The sequence below is a fragment of the Candidatus Pelagibacter bacterium nBUS_36 genome, from assembly GCF_051201215.1.
Taxonomy (GTDB): Bacteria; Pseudomonadota; Alphaproteobacteria; order Pelagibacterales; family Pelagibacteraceae; genus Pelagibacter.
Window position 1 is genome coordinate 692,783 of sequence record NZ_CP172839.1, and the last position, 17,751, is coordinate 710,533.

The following is a 17,751-nucleotide window of genomic DNA, read 5'->3' on the forward strand; positions in this document are numbered from 1 at the left end:
AAAAAACAGATAAGGGAATTAATAAAAAAGAACTAAATATTCTTTTGTAGATTTCATTATTCATTAAATTGATCCAAAGTTTCTTTTTAAATTTTTATATTTTCTAATAATTTTATTAAAATTATTTGTATTAAAATCTGGCCATAATTTCTTTTCAAAAAAAATTTCAGAATAAGACAATTGCCATAGTAAAAAGTTGCTTAATCTTTTTGTGTTTCCTGTTCTAATCAATAATTCTGGATCAGGTATATTTTTTGTATATAGGTGAGATGATATATTTTTTTCTGTAATTTTTAAATTTTGTTTATTCAATTTATTTACTGCATTTATAATTTCTGATTTTGCACCATAATTTAAGGCTAAATTGACTTGAATTTTTGTATTATTTTTTGTTTTTGATTCTGATTTCTTCAATAGATTATTCAAGTTTTTTGAAAAATTTTTTTTTCCAATAATCTTAAGTTTAATATTATGTTTGTTAAAATTGATTAATTTATTCTTTAAAAAATTTTCCAATAAACTAAAAAGATAATTTATTTCCTTTTTGGGTCTTTTCCAATTTTCAGTTGAAAAAGCATAAAGCGTAAGAAATTTTATATTATGGTCTATTGAATTTTTTATTATAAGCTCAACTGTTTTTAATCCTGCTTTGTGACCAGCGTTTCTTGAATTTTTATTTTTAATACCCCATCTACCATTACCATCCATGATAATGGCCACATGATTTAATGGGTTCATATCGTCATTATTTCTTTTTCTTTTAAAGAAACTTTTTCTTCTACAGTTTTAATATGATTATCTGTAATTGTTTGAACATTTTTTTCAGATGATTTTTCTTCATCTTCACCTATTTCTTTATCTTTAAGAAGTTTTTTTAACTCTTCGTTTGCTTCTCTTCTAATATTTCTTATTGAAACTTTACATTTCTCACCAATTGATTTTATCAATTTTTTTAATTCTGAACGTCTTTCTTCATTTAGTTCTGGGATAGGTAGTCTTATTAATTGACCATCTATTTGAGGGTTTAATCCTAGATCAGATTTTTTAATTGCAGCATCAACAAGAGCAACGTTTCCTGCATCCCAAACCTGTATACTTATCATTCTTGGTTCAGGTGTTGTAATACTTCCTACTTGATTTATCGGCATTTGTTGACCGTATACATCAACTTTAACTAAATCTAGCATAGCTGCGTTTGCTCTACCAGTACGTAATGATGTCAACTCTCTAGAAAATACCTCAATGGCTTTATCCATTTTAGTGCTGTATGATTTTTCATCAAACATTTATTCTCCAATTTTAATTCTATAAAACTCTTTTATTTTTAAATCCGAAATTGATAGCTCTTTTACAATATCTTGAACTTTTTTCTTAGGCTCCATAACCCATGCCTGTGATAAAAGAGCATTTTCTTCTTTAAACTTGTTCATTTTACCAAGACTAATTTTTTTTGCAATTTCTTCAGGTTTTCCAGAATTTTTTAGTTCTTCAGTAACAAGCTCTTGTTCTTTATCGACAACTGCTTGGTCGATTGAACTTGACTCTAAAGCTATAGGATTTGAAGCTGCTATATGCATTGATAATTGTTTTCCAAAGGTTTTTAATACATCAGAGTTATCTTTTGTTTCAAGCGACACAACAACAGCAAGTTTTGCAATGTTGTCTTTTACAACTGTGTGCAAATAATGATTATTTAATGTTCCTTCATTTTCTATTGTTTTAGTTTTGCCGATTGTGATTTTCTCTCCAATTTTTGCAACTAATGAGACTAAATTATCTTCTACAGATTGGCCATTTTTCATTTTAGAACTTTTTAATTCGTCAACATTTGAATTTTTTTCATTATTCAATTCACTGAGTTCTTTAACAAAATCTGTAAAATCCTCATTCTTAGCAACAAAGTCTGTTTCGCAATTAACTTCAATAACTGAAGTTTTTTTTTCATTACCGCTAAGAGCAATCACACCTTCTTTTGCATCTCGAGACATTTTTTTTGATGCTTTTGAAATACCTTTAACTCTTAATATTTCAATAGCTTTATCAATATCACCATTAGACTCTTTGATAGCTAAATTACAATCTTTAAAACCAGCACCAGTTACTTCTCTTAATTTTTTAACATTTTCAATATCACTCATATTAGTTTAATGACTCCTTTTTTTTTGTAGAAAATTTTTGATCTAGCTTCTCTCTATCTAATTCTTGAGCAGTTTTGCCTAGTGTTTTATCTTTATTTTCATTTAAAGATTCTTTTTTTAGTTCAGGTACAGGTATAGAGCTTTTAGCATTGTTGATTGTCTCTTTAATTAAACTACAATAAAGGTCTATTGATCTTCTTGCGTCGTCATTACCTGGAATAGGATAATCTATGTTGTCAGGATTTGAATTTGTATCTAATATTGCTATAATAGGTATTCCTAACTTTACAGACTCAGCTATGGCTAAAGACTCGTAATTAGTATCAATAATAAAAACTAAATCAGGAGTTTTTTTCATTTCAGCTATACCTCCTAAAGATCTTTCAAGTTTATCTTTTTTAACACTCATCTTTAAAAGTTCTTTTTTAGTAAAACCTCTGTTTTCAGCTACAAGATCAGATTCATATTTTTTCATTTTCTTGATTGAACCAGAAATTGTTCCCCAGTTTGTGAGCATTCCACCAAGCCATCTATAATTGACAAAATATTGATCCGTTTCTTTGGCAACTTCAGCAATTGCTTCTGATGCCTGTTTCTTTGTTGATACAAATAAAATTTTGCCATTATTAGCTATAGTATTATAAACTTGTTCTAGAGCAATTTTTGTTAACTCAAGAGTTTGAGTAAGATCAATAATGTGAATAGAGTCTCTTTTACCAAAAATGTATTTTTTCATTTTTGGATTCCATCTTAAAGTTTTGTGTCCAAGATGAACGCCTGCTTCTAATAATTGTTGTATTGTTACGTTAGGTATTTTCATATTTATTCCCGGTTAAGCCACCACAGTAATTTCCAATTAAGGACCGGAGGTATAAAACCAACAACTGTGTGCGTGTTAATTTAATTACTCGTTTATGTACTAGATTTTATCAATATAACAAGGGTTTATTTAACTTATAGTGCTTGAAATCTCTCTTTTTCTTAAAAGATTAAGTGATTTTCGATCTAAATCTCTTAAATTTTTTAATTTAAATTTAAGAATTTTGCCTTCAGCAGTTAGACTAATATTAACTGCAGTTTTACCATCTTCATTTAACATTTTTGAGATTTCATTAATATCTTCCTCAGTTTTAATGTTAAAAGACACTTCATTAATTGGGCTATTGAATAAAGCTTTTAAAGATCCAATTTTTTGCACATTGACTCTTTTAAATCTATTCTCATCATTAGAAATACTTTTAGCGAGTGTTAAAATAAGCGAATTACCTTCTTTTAAAATCTCTCGATTTAATTCCAAAATATCTGAAAATATAAAAAGTTCAAAAACACTAGTTAGATCAGTTAATTTTAGAACTGCATAAGAATTACCCTTTGCAGTTTTTCTTTCTTGCACTTTTAAAAGTGTTGCAGCAATGTTTGTATCCTTGGTTTCATCATTTTTATTAAAATTTGAGAAATCTAAAATCTTATAATCATCAAAAATTGATGTAAATTGATTTAAAGGATGATCTGAAATAAAAAAACCAACTGATTCAAATTCTTTAGATAAACGTTCTTCAAAATTCCAATCCTCAATGTCATTTATAATATCATTTTGTGCTGTTTCGTCTTCAGAAAATAAATCAATCTGATTTGCATTTTTATTATCAAAAATATTTTTAGTTTTTAAAATAAAATTTGGAATTGAATTAAAAAGTGATTGTCTGTTCATATTTATTTTATCAAATGCACCTGATTTAACTAGACCTTCTAGTTGTAATTTATTCATGTCTTTTGGATTTACTCTATTTAAAAAATCATTTATAGATTGAAAGTTACCATTTTTAGTTCTCTCTTCTACAACATTAGAAATTGCCTCAAAGCCAACTGCTTTAATGCCTCCTAAAGCATAATAAAATTTATCATCAATTGTTCTAAAATCAGCAAAACATTCATTAATATCAGGTCTAATGACTTCAACATTTAATCTTTTTAACTCTTCATAAAATTCACTTAATTTATTTTGATTTGAGATATCCATCGTCATAGAAGCTGCTATAAATTCTTTGGGATAATAAGTTTTTAAAAATGCAGTTTGATAAGAAATAATTGCATAAGCTGCGGCATGGCTTTTATTAAAACCATATTCAGCAAAAGGTTCTATCTTTAAAAAAATACCTGCCGCAACATCTTTAGCAATTCCATTTTTTAAAGCACCAGCTATAAAAACTTGTTTTTGTTTTTCTAATTCAGCTCTTTTCTTTTTACCCATAGCTCTTCTTAGAAGGTCTGCTTGACCAGCAGTAAAGCCAGATAATTTTTGTGCTATTTGCATAACCTGTTCTTGATAAATAATAACTCCATATGTTGGCTTTAATATATCTTCTAATAATGGATGAAGATAATCTGGCTTTTGTCTGCCATGTTTACAATCATTGTAAGTTGGAATATTGCTCATAGGGCCAGGTCTATAAAGAGCAACTAGAGCAATAATATCCTCAATATGGTTTGGCTTCATTTGAACTAAAGCCTCTCTCATTCCTGCACTCTCTACCTGAAATAATCCAACAGTATTACCACTTGATAATAATTCAAAAACTTTTTGATCCTCGTAACTAATATTTTCTATATTAAAATCTTTATGAATTTTTTTAACTAATTTTTGAGTGTTGTTGATCACTGTAAGCGTTTTTAATCCTAAAAAATCAAATTTGACCAAACCAGCATTTTCTGCAGAGTACATATCAAATTGTGTGGATGGTAATAATAAGTCAGCTGAAACATCTTTATAAAGAGGAACAACCTCAGTAAGTTTCTTATCTGCTATAACTACACCTGCTGCATGTGTTGCAACATTGCGATTTAAACCCTCAAGTTTTAAAGAGAGATCTGTTAATTTTTTAACTCTAGAGTCTTCGTTTACAAGTTTTTGTAATCTTGGTTCACCAGCAATGCATTGTGATAAACTTTGTGGTCTAGAAGGATCAAAAGGTATCATTTTTGAAATGCTGTCAACGAAACCATAAGGTAAACCTAAAACTCTACCTACATCTCTGATAACCATTCTTGCTTTTAATTTACCAAAGGTAATTATGTGGGCAACACTATCTTTATATTTTTTAGTTAAGTATTCAAAAACTAGATCTCTTTTTTCCTCACAAAAATCTATATCAAAGTCTGGCATTGAAATACGATCTGGGTTTAAAAATCTTTCAAAAATTAAATTAAATTTAATTGGATCAACATCAGTGATAGATAAACACCATGCAACTAAAGATCCAGCACCAGATCCCCTACCGGGACCAACTGGGATGTCATTATTTTTAGCCCATTTAATATAATCAGAAACTATAAGAAAATAACTAGCATATTTCATTTCAATAATAATAGAAAGCTCATGATCTAACCTATCTTTATATTTTAAAAAAATATTGTTACTTTCTATTTCATTATTTTTTATTCCAAAAACTTTATGAAATTTATCTTTTAAGCCATGCAATGAATCTTTTTTTAAAATATCATCTGCATTACCACCTTTTTCTGAACTAATATTTGGTAGAATTGGGTTAGAAAACGATGGTCTAAAATTGCACCTTAATGGAAAATTATAATTATTTTCTAAAGCTTCAGGCAAATCTGAAAACAATTCTGCCATTTCTAAATTAGATTTTAAATAATGTTGATCACTATATCGTTTTCGAGTTTTGTCGTTGATGTACGTTTTTCTCCCAATACAAATTAGAGCATCATGTGCTTCGTGCATATCTTTATTAAGATAAAATACTTCGTTCGTTGCAATAAGAGGAATTGAAAGTTCTAAAGATTTATTTAAATTAAATTTTTCAAAACTTAATTCATTTTGATCATTATGACGTTGTATCTCCAGGTAAAATCGATCACCAAATTTTTCTTTGAGTTTATTATATAGATCTTTTATTTCAGTAAATTTACCTTTATCAAATAATTGACCAAATAATCCGAAAATAGTTCCTGACAAAACTGCTACACCATGGGTGTGTTCCAACAATTCATTAAAATCTAAATGAGGTTCCGAGAGCTCATCATTATTAAGAAATGAAAATGATGATAATTTAATTATTCTTTTATAACCCTCTTCGTCTAAAGCAAATAAAGGTAATAATCCTATAGTATCATTAAATTTAAAATTTATCTGAGTTCCAATAATTGGTTGAGTGCCTACTTTTGAAATTTTTTCCGCAAACTCAAGAGCTCCACACAAGTTGGTAGTATCTGAAAGTCCTAGGGATTGAATTTTATTTGTTTTTGAAAATTCTTTTAAATCATCAATTTTAATAGCACCTTCACAAATAGAATATTGTGAGTGAATTTTTAAATGATTGTAATTTTGCGTTGTGGATTCAGACATTAGTAGTTTTTACACTACCATTGGTCATCTCCAATAAATAATCTGCTTTTTTTGCAAAGAATCTATTATGAGTTGCAAATATTATGAGTTTGTTAGATTTTTTTTGACTACTTAACAGTTTAAAAACATCTTTGGCAGTATTCATATCTAAGCTACCGGTAGGTTCATCAGCAAGAATTACTTCTGGATCATTAATAATTGCTCTAGCAATTGCAATTCTCTGGCACTCACCCCCAGATAATTGAGATGGATAATGATCTGATCTATTTGATAATTTGACTAGTTTCAATAATTGTTTAGCTTTTGAAATTGCTAATTTTTTGTCATTATGCAATGACAAACTTGCTAAATATATATTTTCTAAAGCTGTAAAATCAGCAAGAAGATTGTTTTGTTGATAAATAATTCCAATTTTTGCAGCTCTAAAAATATCATTTTTTCCATTGTTATTAAAATCTATTTGAAATTTATCAAACTTCATGGATCCAGATGATGGCTTGTCAATTAAAGAAATTATATTTAGCAACGTTGATTTACCAGAACCTGAAGGACCCATAAGTGAATAAATTTTTCCTTTTTTAAACTTTTGAGACAAGCCTTTTAAAACTTTAACTGTCTTTTCAGTTTTAAAAGTTTTGTGTATATTCTTTAATTCTAAAAAATTATTCATATTTAAGTGATTTTATAGGGTCTAATTTTGCAGCTTTAAATGCAGGAAAAATTGAAACAATTATTGTTATAAAAATTGAACAAATAGCGATCAATAATATTGAAGATGGATTTATTTCAGATGGCATTTTACTTAAAAAATATATCTCTTCAGGAAATAAACTTATATTAAATGCTGAACTTAAAAATTGTCTAAAATTTTCTACATAAATTGAAAAAGTTACTCCTAAAATGATTCCAAAAATAGTTGCTGAAGTGCCAATTATTACTCCAATCAAAAAAAATATTTTTACAATTGATTTATTTAAAACACCGATTGATTTTAGAATTGCGATATCTCTAGTTTTATTTTTAACTAAAATTGTTAATCCAGAAATAATATTAAAAGCTGCCACAATAATAATTAGTGATAGAATTATAAACATTACATTACGCTCAACTTTTAAAGCTGAAAATAATGAGCTATTCATATCAGCCCAACTGTAAACAAACTCTTCATCAAAAATTTTTTGAACCAAGTTCTTTTGTAACTCAATAGAACTAGGATTTTTTAAATATATTTCTAAATTTCTATCCTTAGTTTCATATCCAAAAAACTCTTCTAAAGTATTAAGATTAATGAATGCTATATTGTTATCAAAATCTGCTAGACCACTATTAAAAATTGAAGTTATAATAAATGTTTTTTGTTTTGGCATACTGCCAATTATGGTTTCAACGCCAGATGGAGACATTAACGATATTTCGTCTCCAATTTTAAGTCCTAAAGAAAAGCTCAATTCATTACCTATTGATAATGAATTTTTTTGTAAATTAGATTTATTTCCTTTGAATTCTTTATTGTTAATAATTTGTAACATTGAAAATTCATTACTTTTATAACCTCTTAAAACTATTCCTTTTGAAGTGTCTTTCTTAAATATGATTGCCTCACCAGAATTACTATAAATAATATTATTTGAAATTAGTTTTAAATTATTATTATTAAGCTTGTTTTGATCAATAATTTTATCATAAGGTTTAACTGTAATATGTGCATTAAATCCTACTATTTTATTGATTAATTCTGTCCTAAAACCATTCATTACAGACATGACTACAATTAAAACTGCAACCCCGAGACTAATTCCAATAAACGAAAATATTGAAATAACATTTAAAAAGCCATCTTTTTTTCTAGCTTTTAAAAATCTAAACGTAATTTCTTTTTCTAATATTGAAATCAATTTGAAGTTTTTTGTTTTTTTATAATTTCTATAATCTTATCTAAAGGTAAATTTTGAGTTTCTCCACCAACCTCATTAAATTCAAGAAGATCTCCTTCTGATTTTTTACCAATAACAATTTGAAAAGGTGCTCCAATTAAATTCATTTTTTTAATTTTAGACGAATAATTTTCATCTGTATCATCAATTATAGCATCAATATTATGTTTATTTAATTCAGTATAAATATTATCTGCTTTTTCGAGTGCTGATATATCATTTTTATTTATCATAGGAATAAGCGCGATATCATATGGAGCAACAGACAATGGCCATTTCATAATTTCATTTTTATCATCATATTTAGCTTCAATAATAGCTCCTACTAATCTAGACACACCAATTCCATATGAGCCCATTTTTACAAAGTCTTTTTTTCCACCAGGTAAGTCAACAGCGGCATTCATTGCTTTTGAATACTTGTCTCCAAAATAAAAGATATGACCAACCTCAATTCCTTTAGTGATTAATCTGTTTTCTTCAGATACCATTTTTTCAAATTCATCTTTATTAAATTTTTCATCTGTTACAGAATAAAATTTTTCATATTTTTTTCTCATATTTTCTAATGATGATTTTTCTAATTTTGTGCCATCACTATTTAAATCAAAAATTCTTTTATCAGTAAAAATTTTACTTTCTCCTGTTTCTGCAAGAATTATAAATTCATGAGATAAATTTCCACCAATTGGCCCTGTGTCAGCTGCCATTGGAATTGCTGTTAAAGACAGTCTATTAAAAGTTCTCAAGTATGATAGAAAAAATTTATTGTAAGAGTAGAAAGCATCATCATCTGTTACATCAAATGAGTATGCATCTTTCATATAAAACTCTCTACCTCTCATAATTCCAAATCTTGGTCTTATCTCATCTCTAAATTTCCATTGAATATGATACAGAAGTTGAGGTAATGATTTGTAGGATTTTAATGATGATCTAAAAATTTCAGTTACTTGCTCTTCATTGGTTGGGCCATAAAGCATTTCTCTATTTTGACGATCCTTAATTCTAAGCATCTCTTCCCCATAATCATCATAACGGCCACTTTCTTTCCAAATTTCACTTGATTGAATTGTTGGCATTAAAATTTCTTGCGCACCAATTTTATTCTGTTCTTCTCGAACAATGGCTTCAATTTTTTTCATTACTTTAAAACCAAGAGGTAGCCAAGAATAAATACCTGCTGAAGCTTGTTTTATCATTCCAACTCTCAACATTAATTGATGAGATTTAATTTTAGCTTCTGAGGGATTGTTTTTTAAAATTGGTATGAAAGATTTAGATAAATACATCTTAATTGATAATATTTCTTAAATTTAAATATTCAAATTTAATTAATAAATAAATTATACTAAAGATAACACTAGTAATACCAGTACAATATAGGAATTTTTTAAACATTTTTGGATTTTCAGGAGAGCCAGGATCTTCACCCTCAACCTTTATTATTTTAGCTCTATTAACATCTATTGGTAATATTGCAAAAAAAACAACCCACCAGATAATTATATAAATTATAGCTAAACCAGTGACACTCATTAAATTTTTATAAGATTAATGTTTGTGAAAGGTTTTTTTCCAGTTTTTTCTTTTGAAAATTTTCTACAAGCAATCTTAAGAGCGTCTATTAAATTATGTTCTTGTTTTTTACTACCAAGTTTAAATGTTCTAGAGATTTCCTCAATTTCATCTTCTAAACCATAAACAAATTCTTCTGTGTCATCAACAGGTATACCTCTAAAAGTCAGCCAAGGTCTTTGATGCATGCTGCCATTTTTTGCAATTAAAATAGTTGCCTCGATATATCCGTTGGCACTTAAGTTTTTTCTATCTTTGATTGATTGAGCGTCTTCTGCAACGCTAACATTTCCATCTAAATAAAGCCTGCCACTTGGTGCTTTGTCATAAACATGTGGTTTACCTGGATATAGTTTAACAATATCTCCATTTTCTACTTGAACAGGGTTTGGAACATTCATTTCTTTTGCAAACTTAATATGCTCTATCATATGACGGTGTTCACCATGGACCGGAATAGAGCATTGAGGTTTTATCCACTCGTACATCTCTTTTAAATCTTCTCTATTAGGGTGTCCCGAAACATGAACGAATTCATTTTCCTCAGAAATAACTTCTATACCATCTTTTACTAATTGGTTTTGTAAGTTATATAATTTTTTTTCATTACCTGGAATTATTTTTGATGAAAATATTACTGTATCATCTTTTTCAATAAAAACATCTGGATGTGTGTATTTTGCAATTCTCATTAAAGCTGCCATCGGTTCGCCTTGACTTCCAGTACATAGATAAACAATTTTGTCTCTTGAAATATTTTTGGCTTCACGGGGATCAATTGGTTCTATTACATCTTTTAAATATCCACATTGTCTAGCTGCTTTAAATATTCTGTGCATTGATCTGCCAACTAAAGATATTTGACGCCCAGTTTTTTCAGCACAATAAAATGCTGTTTCCAATCTTGCAACATTTGAGGCAAAAGATGCAATAATAATCCTTTTCTTGAGACTACTCATGATATTAAGCATACTTTTTCTCACATCTAGTTCTGAACCAGCTTTACCCATACTAAACACATTTGTAGAGTCGCAAATCATAGCCAATACACCTTCGTTACCAATTTCCTTAAGACGATTTGAATTAATCTTGTCGCCAATTAAAGGCTCTGGATCTATTTTCCAATCACCTGTATGCAAAATTGCTCCTGCAGGGGTTTCTATTCTTAGACCATTAGGTTCAAGAATTGAATGTGTTAAAGTTATATATTCAATTTTAAATGGATTTAAATCAACAATTCCATTCAATTGAACTACATTTAAATAACTTGTTATATCGATATGTTTTTCCTTAAATTTTTCTTTTATTAAAACGGATGTAAATGGTGTTGCAAAAATTTTACATTTAAGCTGTGGCCAAAGATGAGCTATAGCTCCAATATGATCTTCATGTGCATGTGTAAGTACTATACCTAAAAGATCATCTTTTTTATCTACAATAAAACCAGGGTCAGGATAAATTAAATCAATACCTGGCAATGTGTCATCAGCAAATGTCACGCCAATATCAACCATAATCCATTTATGTTCACCTGGTTTTCCATAAGCAAACAAATTCATGTTCATGCCTATCTCTCCAGATCCACCAAGTGGACAAAATAATAATTCGTCTTTCATTTTTAATTGATCAGCTTAGAAATCTTAATTAAACCGTTAATTGTGATATCTTTGTTGTGAGTTACTTTCGTATTAATTGAGTTTTTAAATAAATTAGAAAAACCACCAGTAATAATTACTTTAAAAGTTTTTCCAGTATCTTTCTTAATTAAATTAACAATATTGTCAATTAATCCTGCGTAACCCCAAAAAAATCCAGATCTAACAGCACTAGTTGTGTCTTTTCCCACTATATTTTTGATCTTTTTTAGATCAATTCTAGGTATCAAAGTAGCTTTATCAGACAGAGTATCTAATGACAATCTTACACCTGGAGCAATAACTCCTCCTGCATAGGAGTCTTTAATTAAAACATCAAAAGTAGTTGCAGTACCAAAATCTAAAATAATAAAATTATTTTTTTTATCCAATAAACTTATAGCATTTGTAATTCTATCAGAACCGACTTGTTTATAATTAACCTTGACCTTTATCAAAGATCTTAAATTCAAATTTTTAACCTCATAACATTTTATTCGAGTTTTTTTTAATAAATATTTTTTAATTAATTCAAAAGATTTAGGCACAACACTACAAAAAAGAATTTTTTTAATTTTTTTATAGTCCAATTTTAATTTATCAAAAAATTTATTTAGTTTGAAAAGGTTAATATCTTTAGATGTAAAATTTACTTTCTTAATAATTTTATAGTTTGATGAAACAATAAAAATTTTTGTTTCTGAATTACCTATATCACCAAGTATATACATTTATATTTTATTTAATTTACTATTAATTTTATACAATTTAGACAAATTTTTTTCAAAAAGTACTTTTAGTTCATTTTCAATAACTTTTTTATTTATACGTTTATCAAGTATGTTAAATAAATTTGTTGTTGGGTAATTTATAATTTTTGGACTTTTAATCAAATTTATCCCAATACCAACAATTAAATATTTGTTATCTGATTTTGAAATTACCTCTTGAAGAATTCCGCTTATCTTATTTTTATTAATCAATAAATCATTTGGTTTTTTAAAAGTAATCTTTTTTTTATAATATTTCTCAAGTGCTTTTTTAACTAATAAACAGTTTATTTTAGTTAAAGCTGATAATGACATGTTAATATTTTTTAACTCATGAAAAAAACTTATGAATAGATTACCTTTATGAGATATCCATTTTTTTCCATACTGACCTTTACCATTTGTTTGAGATTCTGATATCACCATACCATTTTTAAAATTATAATTTTTTATAATTCTAATTGCAGTATTATTTGTACTTTTAACTTTTTTAAATTTAAATCTTTTAAATTTCATTAAATAATATTAATTCTTGAAACTACATCTATCAATTGACTTGGGAAGATGAAGTAAAAAAGAATTAATATTGTTGAAAATGCAAGAGAAAACTTTAACCACATATTATGATCTTGGTCATATTTTTCTTTTTCTGTATCAAAATAAATAATCTTTATAATTCTCAAATAATAGAAAGCAGCAACAACTGTTGATAATAATCCTACTATTGCCAAGAAATACATTGATTGTTCTAAAACAGCTTTAAAAATATAAAATTTTGCAAAGAATCCTGCTAATGGTGGAATACCGGCTAATGAAAACAAAATAATCAATAAAGATAATGACAATAATGGATGATTTTTAGATAAACCAGATAGATCACCTATTTCTTCATAATATTGATTATTTCTCTTTAACATTAACAAACATGAAAAGAGAGCTAGGTTCATGATTATATAGATAGATATGTAAATAATTGAACTTTGGATTCCCTCATTAGAGCCTGTAGCCAATCCAGCTAATGTATATCCAATATGACCAATGGAACTGTAAGCAATTAGTCTTTTTATATTAGTTTGGCCAATAGCAGCAATAGCACCAAAAAGCATAGAGGCTATTGATAAGAAAACTATAATCATTTGCCATTGATCAATTAAATTTAAAAATGGTACATATAAAAATCTTATAAAAACTGTGAGTGCTGCAATTTTTGGTACCATTGTAAAAAATAAAGTGACAGATGTTGGTGAACCTTCATAAACATCTGGTGCCCACATATGAAATGGAACAGCAGAAATTTTAAATGCTAAACCAACAAGAATAAAAACAATTCCAAATGTTAAAACATATTCATTTGAATTTAATTGATTTGCAATTGTATCAAAATTGGTTGAGCCTGAAAAACCATAAACTAATGAACAACCATACAAAAGTAAACCTGATGATAGTGCGCTAAGCACAAAATATTTTAACCCGGCCTCTGATGACTTTAATTGATCTCTGTTAAAGGTCGCTAAAACATATAAAGCTAAAGATTGTAATTCAAGACCCATGTAAAACACCATTAAATCATTTGAGCTAATCATAACCATCATGCCTAAAACTGAGCTCAAAATCAAAATAGGATACTCAATCTTAAATATTTTAAATATTTTAAGATAGCTTGATGAAATTATTAAAACTAAAAAAGCACCGAGTAGAGTAATAATTTTCATAAACGAAGACATATAATCAATGACAACACTATCGTTAAATAAAGTCATACGATTAATAGAAAAAGTTTCATTAATTGTAATTATTGCAGTAATTAGAAGAACCAATAAAGAAATATTAAAAATTAATTTTGATCCATCTTTTATAAAAACACCTAAAATTAATAAAAACATAATTGAAAGTGAGATAAAGATTTCTGGTAATATTAAATTAAGATTTTCCATATTATTTATTAGTTAAATTTGTATTGTACATATTTATTAAATCAGTAACAGAAACCTCGATTGTATTAATTAATGGATCTGGATAAAAACCAAAAAATAAAGTGGGTACTGCTAGACATGTTAATATAAAATACTCAGACTTATTAAGATCAACCATCGTTTTTAAGTCAGTATTAATTAATTTACCAAAAACAACTCTTTTGTATAACCACAACATGTAAGCTGCACCTAAAATTACCCCTAAACTAGCTATTACTGCTACTAAAAAATTATCCTTGAATACACCCATTAAAATCAAAAATTCACCAACAAAACCACTCGTTCCTGGTAAGCCAAGGGCTGCTAAAGTAAATAGCATAAATAAAATTGAATATTTTGGAATTATTGAAACTATACCACCATACGAACTGATCAATCTTGAGTGCATTCGATCATAAACCACACCAACACATAAAAACAACGCAGCAGAAACTAATCCATGGCTAATCATTTGAATAATACTTCCTTCGATACCTTGCTGTTGGATAGTAAAAATACCTAGTGTTACAAAACCCATATGAGCAACTGAAGAGTAAGCTATTAATTTTTTCATATCCTCTTGCATTAAAGCTATTAGTGATGTGAAAACAATCGCGATCACACTCAGTGTGTAGATTAAAGGTGTAAATATTTCTGAAGCATCTGGAAATAAACCTAATGAAAATCTTATAAAACCATAACCTGCCATTTTAAGTAGTATAGCTGCAAGTAGCACTGATCCTGCTGTAGGTGCTTCTACGTGAGCATCAGGAAGCCAAGTATGAACTGGCCACATCGGAGTCTTTACAGCAAAAGAGCTAAAAAAAGCTAGCCACATTAAATTTTGATACTTTGCATCTATACCTAGTTCATAGAGTTTAATTACATCTGTTGTTCCAGATATCCAATAGATTGAAATTATAGCAACTAACATTAAAACAGAGCCAAGCAATGTATATAAAAAGAATTTAAAAGCTGAATAAACTCTCTTAGGACCGCCCCAAATACCAATAATTAAAAACATTGGTATTAAACCTGCTTCAAAAAATAAATAAAAAACAACTAAATCAAGAGCACAAAAAACTCCTATCATAAAGCTTTCCATAATTAATATTGCTATTAAAAAATCTCTTAATCTTATTTTGACTGTATTATTAACCGAAATAATACATAGCGGAGTTATAAAAGTAGTTAAGATAATAAATAAAATTGAAATTCCATCTATACCAACTTTATAATTTACAAAACCTTCAATCCAAGTTCTATCTTCTACAAATTGAAAACTAGAAGTTGATTGATCGAATGAAACCCATAAATAAATTGAAATCAAAAAATTTACAATAGAAGTAAATAAAGATACATATTTAGCTGTTAAATTATTTCCCTCTTTGTCTTTAGTAAAAAATAAAAATAAAGCTCCAACTGTTGGCAATAATATTAATGAAGAAAGAATAGGAAAATTCATTTATTTAATAATTAAGAAGGTTAATAATGCTGAAAAACCTAAAAGCATAATAAAAGCATATTGATAAATAAAACCACTTTGAAATTTACTTGCTTTAATGGAACATTTTTTAATCAGTGATGAAATTCCATCAGGACCAAATTTATCTATTATTTTACCATCACAAAATTTCCATAAAAACAGACCTAGTTTTTTAGATGGATTAATAAAAACAACTTCATAAAGTTCGTCAAAGTACCATTTATTTATTAGAAAATTATATAAAGGCTTATTAATATTGGCTATTTGATCAGGTATTCCTTTGTTTTTTACAAATAGATAATAAGCAATTGGTATAGATGATAGTACTAGAAATGGTGTTAAAAGCAAAAACCATGTAGGTGGGTGCTCAGTACTCAATGGTTCCAAGAATTTAATGGATTCTGACCAAAAATAATTTTCACCACCATGACCAATAAATAAGTCTTTAAATAAAAATCCTGCAAAAATAGCTCCAATAGACAAAATAACTAAAGGAATCAACATCACTAATGGAGACTCGTGTGTTTCTTCAATTTTGACATCTTTATTATTATATTTTCCATGAAAAGTTTTAAAAATTAGTCTCCAAGAATAAATTGAAGTTAAAAAAGCAGTAAAAATTCCAATTCCAGCTGCGTAATATCCTGTAGTGTTACCTTTTAAATAAGCAAATTCAATAATTGCATCTTTAGAATAAAAACCTGACAAAAATGGAAACCCTGTAAGAGCAAGTGTTCCTATAATCATTAACACATAAGTGTAAGGTAATTTTTTCCACACACCTCCCATATTATTAATATCTTGTTCGTCCTTAAATGCATGAATTACAGAGCCTGAGCCTAAAAACAATAAAGCTTTGAAAAAAGCGTGTGTAAATAGATGAAACATTGCAACATTATAAGCACCTACGCCAGCAGCAAAAAACATATAACCAAGCTGACTACAAGTTGAGTATGCTATAATTTTTTTGATATCAGTTTGAACTAACGCAACTGTTGCTGCAAAAAATGCAGTTGTCATTCCAACAATTGTTATTAAATTTAATATTAATGGAGAATATTCGTAAATTGGCGAACATCTAACAACCAAAAATACTCCAGCTGTTACCATGGTAGCTGCATGAATTAATGCAGATACAGGGGTTGGTCCTTCCATTGCATCAGGTAACCATGTGTGCAATAAAATTTGGGCTGATTTACCCATAGCGCCAATAAATAATAGCAAACAAATTAAATCTATAGCTTTAACTTCAAAACCTAAAAAGGATAAATTTTTATCAATAACTGTTGGTATTTGTTGAAACACTTCTGAATAATTGACAGTGCCAAATAGATAGAAAATTAAAAATATTCCTAATGCAAAACCAAAGTCGCCTACTCTATTTACAACAAAAGCTTTAATTGCTGCAGCATTTGCACTTTCTTTTTTAAACCAGAACCCAATTAAGAAATATGAACAAAGTCCAACACCTTCCCACCCAAAAAATAGTTGAATAAAATTATCTGATGTAACTAGCATTAACATTGCAAATGTAAATAACGACAAATAGGCCATAAATCTTGGTTTATGAGGATCATGTGACATGTATCCAATTGAATAAATATGAACCAATGATGAAACTGATGTAACAACAACCAACATGACAGCTGACAATGGATCAATTAGCATGGACCAATTAACATCTAAAGATCCAGAATTTATCCAAGTTGCTAATATAATATTATCCCCATATTGATTAACAATTACTTGATAAAGAACATTAATCGATAAAAGCGCAGAGATTGAAACTAGAGCACTTGTTACAATTTCTGAATTTCGGTCACCAATATATTTTCCAAAAAAACCTGAAATAATCGAAGCAATAAGTGGAAGAATTAAAATTGAAATTTCCAT

The 17,751-nt window shown here is 27.9% G+C and carries 15 protein-coding genes; all 15 read right to left on the minus strand.

Annotation, left to right across the window (positions count from 1 at the left end; genetic code table 11):
• Nucleotides 1-63: 63 nt before the first annotated feature.
• Nucleotides 64-738 carry a polyprenyl diphosphate synthase gene (gene uppS / locus ACIJYI_RS03795; RefSeq protein WP_435112888.1) on the minus strand — a complete coding sequence of 225 codons (675 nt, stop codon included), beginning with the start codon at nucleotides 736-738 and terminating at the stop codon, nucleotides 64-66.
• Complete coding sequence (gene frr, locus ACIJYI_RS03800) at nucleotides 735-1,286, minus strand: ribosome recycling factor (RefSeq protein WP_435112890.1); 552 nt, start codon at nucleotides 1,284-1,286, stop codon at nucleotides 735-737. The genes uppS and frr overlap by 4 nt, the downstream gene beginning before the upstream one ends.
• The gene (gene tsf / locus ACIJYI_RS03805; RefSeq protein WP_435112892.1) at nucleotides 1,287-2,138 is read right to left on the minus strand and encodes a translation elongation factor Ts; all 852 of its coding nucleotides are present in this window, start codon (nucleotides 2,136-2,138) and stop codon (nucleotides 1,287-1,289) included. It lies immediately after the preceding gene.
• 1 nt (nucleotide 2,139) lies between these two features.
• Nucleotides 2,140-2,958, minus strand: coding sequence for a 30S ribosomal protein S2 (gene rpsB, locus ACIJYI_RS03810; RefSeq protein WP_435112894.1), 819 nt, complete (start codon nucleotides 2,956-2,958; stop codon nucleotides 2,140-2,142).
• A gap of 129 nt (nucleotides 2,959-3,087) precedes the next feature.
• A complete protein-coding gene (dnaE, locus tag ACIJYI_RS03815; RefSeq protein WP_435112896.1) occupies nucleotides 3,088-6,504 on the minus strand; it encodes a DNA polymerase III subunit alpha in 3,417 nt (1,138 codons plus the stop codon).
• On the minus strand, nucleotides 6,497-7,174 hold the full coding sequence (locus ACIJYI_RS03820; RefSeq protein WP_435112898.1) for an ABC transporter ATP-binding protein: 678 nt from the start codon (nucleotides 7,172-7,174) through the stop codon (nucleotides 6,497-6,499). The genes dnaE and ACIJYI_RS03820 overlap by 8 nt, the downstream gene beginning before the upstream one ends.
• The gene (locus ACIJYI_RS03825) at nucleotides 7,167-8,399 is read right to left on the minus strand and encodes a lipoprotein-releasing ABC transporter permease subunit (RefSeq protein WP_435112900.1); all 1,233 of its coding nucleotides are present in this window, start codon (nucleotides 8,397-8,399) and stop codon (nucleotides 7,167-7,169) included. The genes ACIJYI_RS03820 and ACIJYI_RS03825 overlap by 8 nt, the downstream gene beginning before the upstream one ends.
• The gene (proS, locus tag ACIJYI_RS03830) at nucleotides 8,396-9,730 is read right to left on the minus strand and encodes a proline--tRNA ligase (protein ID WP_435112902.1); all 1,335 of its coding nucleotides are present in this window, start codon (nucleotides 9,728-9,730) and stop codon (nucleotides 8,396-8,398) included. Before proS ends, ACIJYI_RS03825 begins: the two co-directional genes overlap by 4 nt.
• A gap of 1 nt (nucleotide 9,731) precedes the next feature.
• Nucleotides 9,732-9,977 (minus strand): DUF1467 family protein, encoded by a 246-nt coding sequence (locus ACIJYI_RS03835; protein WP_435112904.1) that lies wholly within the window; start codon nucleotides 9,975-9,977, stop codon nucleotides 9,732-9,734.
• Nucleotides 9,977-11,632 (minus strand): ribonuclease J, encoded by a 1,656-nt coding sequence (locus ACIJYI_RS03840; RefSeq protein WP_435112905.1) that lies wholly within the window; start codon nucleotides 11,630-11,632, stop codon nucleotides 9,977-9,979. Before ACIJYI_RS03840 ends, ACIJYI_RS03835 begins: the two co-directional genes overlap by 1 nt.
• 2 nt (nucleotides 11,633-11,634) lie before the next feature.
• Complete coding sequence (locus ACIJYI_RS03845) at nucleotides 11,635-12,381, minus strand: type III pantothenate kinase (RefSeq protein WP_435112907.1); 747 nt, start codon at nucleotides 12,379-12,381, stop codon at nucleotides 11,635-11,637.
• Nucleotides 12,382-12,936, minus strand: coding sequence for a biotin--[acetyl-CoA-carboxylase] ligase (locus ACIJYI_RS03850; protein ID WP_435112909.1), 555 nt, complete (start codon nucleotides 12,934-12,936; stop codon nucleotides 12,382-12,384).
• The gene (gene nuoN / locus ACIJYI_RS03855; RefSeq protein WP_435112911.1) at nucleotides 12,936-14,354 is read right to left on the minus strand and encodes an NADH-quinone oxidoreductase subunit NuoN; all 1,419 of its coding nucleotides are present in this window, start codon (nucleotides 14,352-14,354) and stop codon (nucleotides 12,936-12,938) included. The genes ACIJYI_RS03850 and nuoN overlap by 1 nt, the downstream gene beginning before the upstream one ends.
• Nucleotide 14,355: 1 nt before the next feature.
• Nucleotides 14,356-15,837 (minus strand): NADH-quinone oxidoreductase subunit M, encoded by a 1,482-nt coding sequence (locus ACIJYI_RS03860; protein WP_435112913.1) that lies wholly within the window; start codon nucleotides 15,835-15,837, stop codon nucleotides 14,356-14,358.
• Nucleotides 15,838-17,751: an NADH-quinone oxidoreductase subunit L gene (gene nuoL, locus ACIJYI_RS03865; protein ID WP_435112915.1), complete on the minus strand. Its 1,914-nt coding sequence runs from the start codon at nucleotides 17,749-17,751 to the stop codon at nucleotides 15,838-15,840.

Bases quoted from the DNA above. Each gene is read 5' to 3' on its own strand.
- uppS (WP_435112888.1), bottom strand. From the start codon at position 738: ATGAACCCATTAAATCATGTGGCCATTATCATGGATGGTAATGGTAGA.
- ACIJYI_RS03835 (WP_435112904.1), bottom strand. From the start codon at position 9,977: ATGAGTGTCACTGGTTTAGCTATAATTTATATAATTATCTGGTGGGTT.
- ACIJYI_RS03860 (WP_435112913.1), bottom strand. From the start codon at position 15,837: ATGAATTTTCCTATTCTTTCTTCATTAATATTATTGCCAACAGTTGGA.
- proS (WP_435112902.1), bottom strand. From the start codon at position 9,730: ATGTATTTATCTAAATCTTTCATACCAATTTTAAAAAACAATCCCTCA.
- ACIJYI_RS03845 (WP_435112907.1), bottom strand. From the start codon at position 12,381: ATGTATATACTTGGTGATATAGGTAATTCAGAAACAAAAATTTTTATT.
- ACIJYI_RS03820 (WP_435112898.1), bottom strand. From the start codon at position 7,174: ATGAATAATTTTTTAGAATTAAAGAATATACACAAAACTTTTAAAACT.
- nuoL (WP_435112915.1), bottom strand. From the start codon at position 17,751: ATGGAAATTTCAATTTTAATTCTTCCACTTATTGCTTCGATTATTTCA.
- dnaE (WP_435112896.1), bottom strand. From the start codon at position 6,504: ATGTCTGAATCCACAACGCAAAATTACAATCATTTAAAAATTCACTCA.
- tsf (WP_435112892.1), bottom strand. From the start codon at position 2,138: ATGAGTGATATTGAAAATGTTAAAAAATTAAGAGAAGTAACTGGTGCT.
- rpsB (WP_435112894.1), bottom strand. From the start codon at position 2,958: ATGAAAATACCTAACGTAACAATACAACAATTATTAGAAGCAGGCGTT.
- ACIJYI_RS03840 (WP_435112905.1), bottom strand. From the start codon at position 11,632: ATGAAAGACGAATTATTATTTTGTCCACTTGGTGGATCTGGAGAGATA.
- nuoN (WP_435112911.1), bottom strand. From the start codon at position 14,354: ATGGAAAATCTTAATTTAATATTACCAGAAATCTTTATCTCACTTTCA.
- frr (WP_435112890.1), bottom strand. From the start codon at position 1,286: ATGTTTGATGAAAAATCATACAGCACTAAAATGGATAAAGCCATTGAG.
- ACIJYI_RS03850 (WP_435112909.1), bottom strand. From the start codon at position 12,936: ATGAAATTTAAAAGATTTAAATTTAAAAAAGTTAAAAGTACAAATAAT.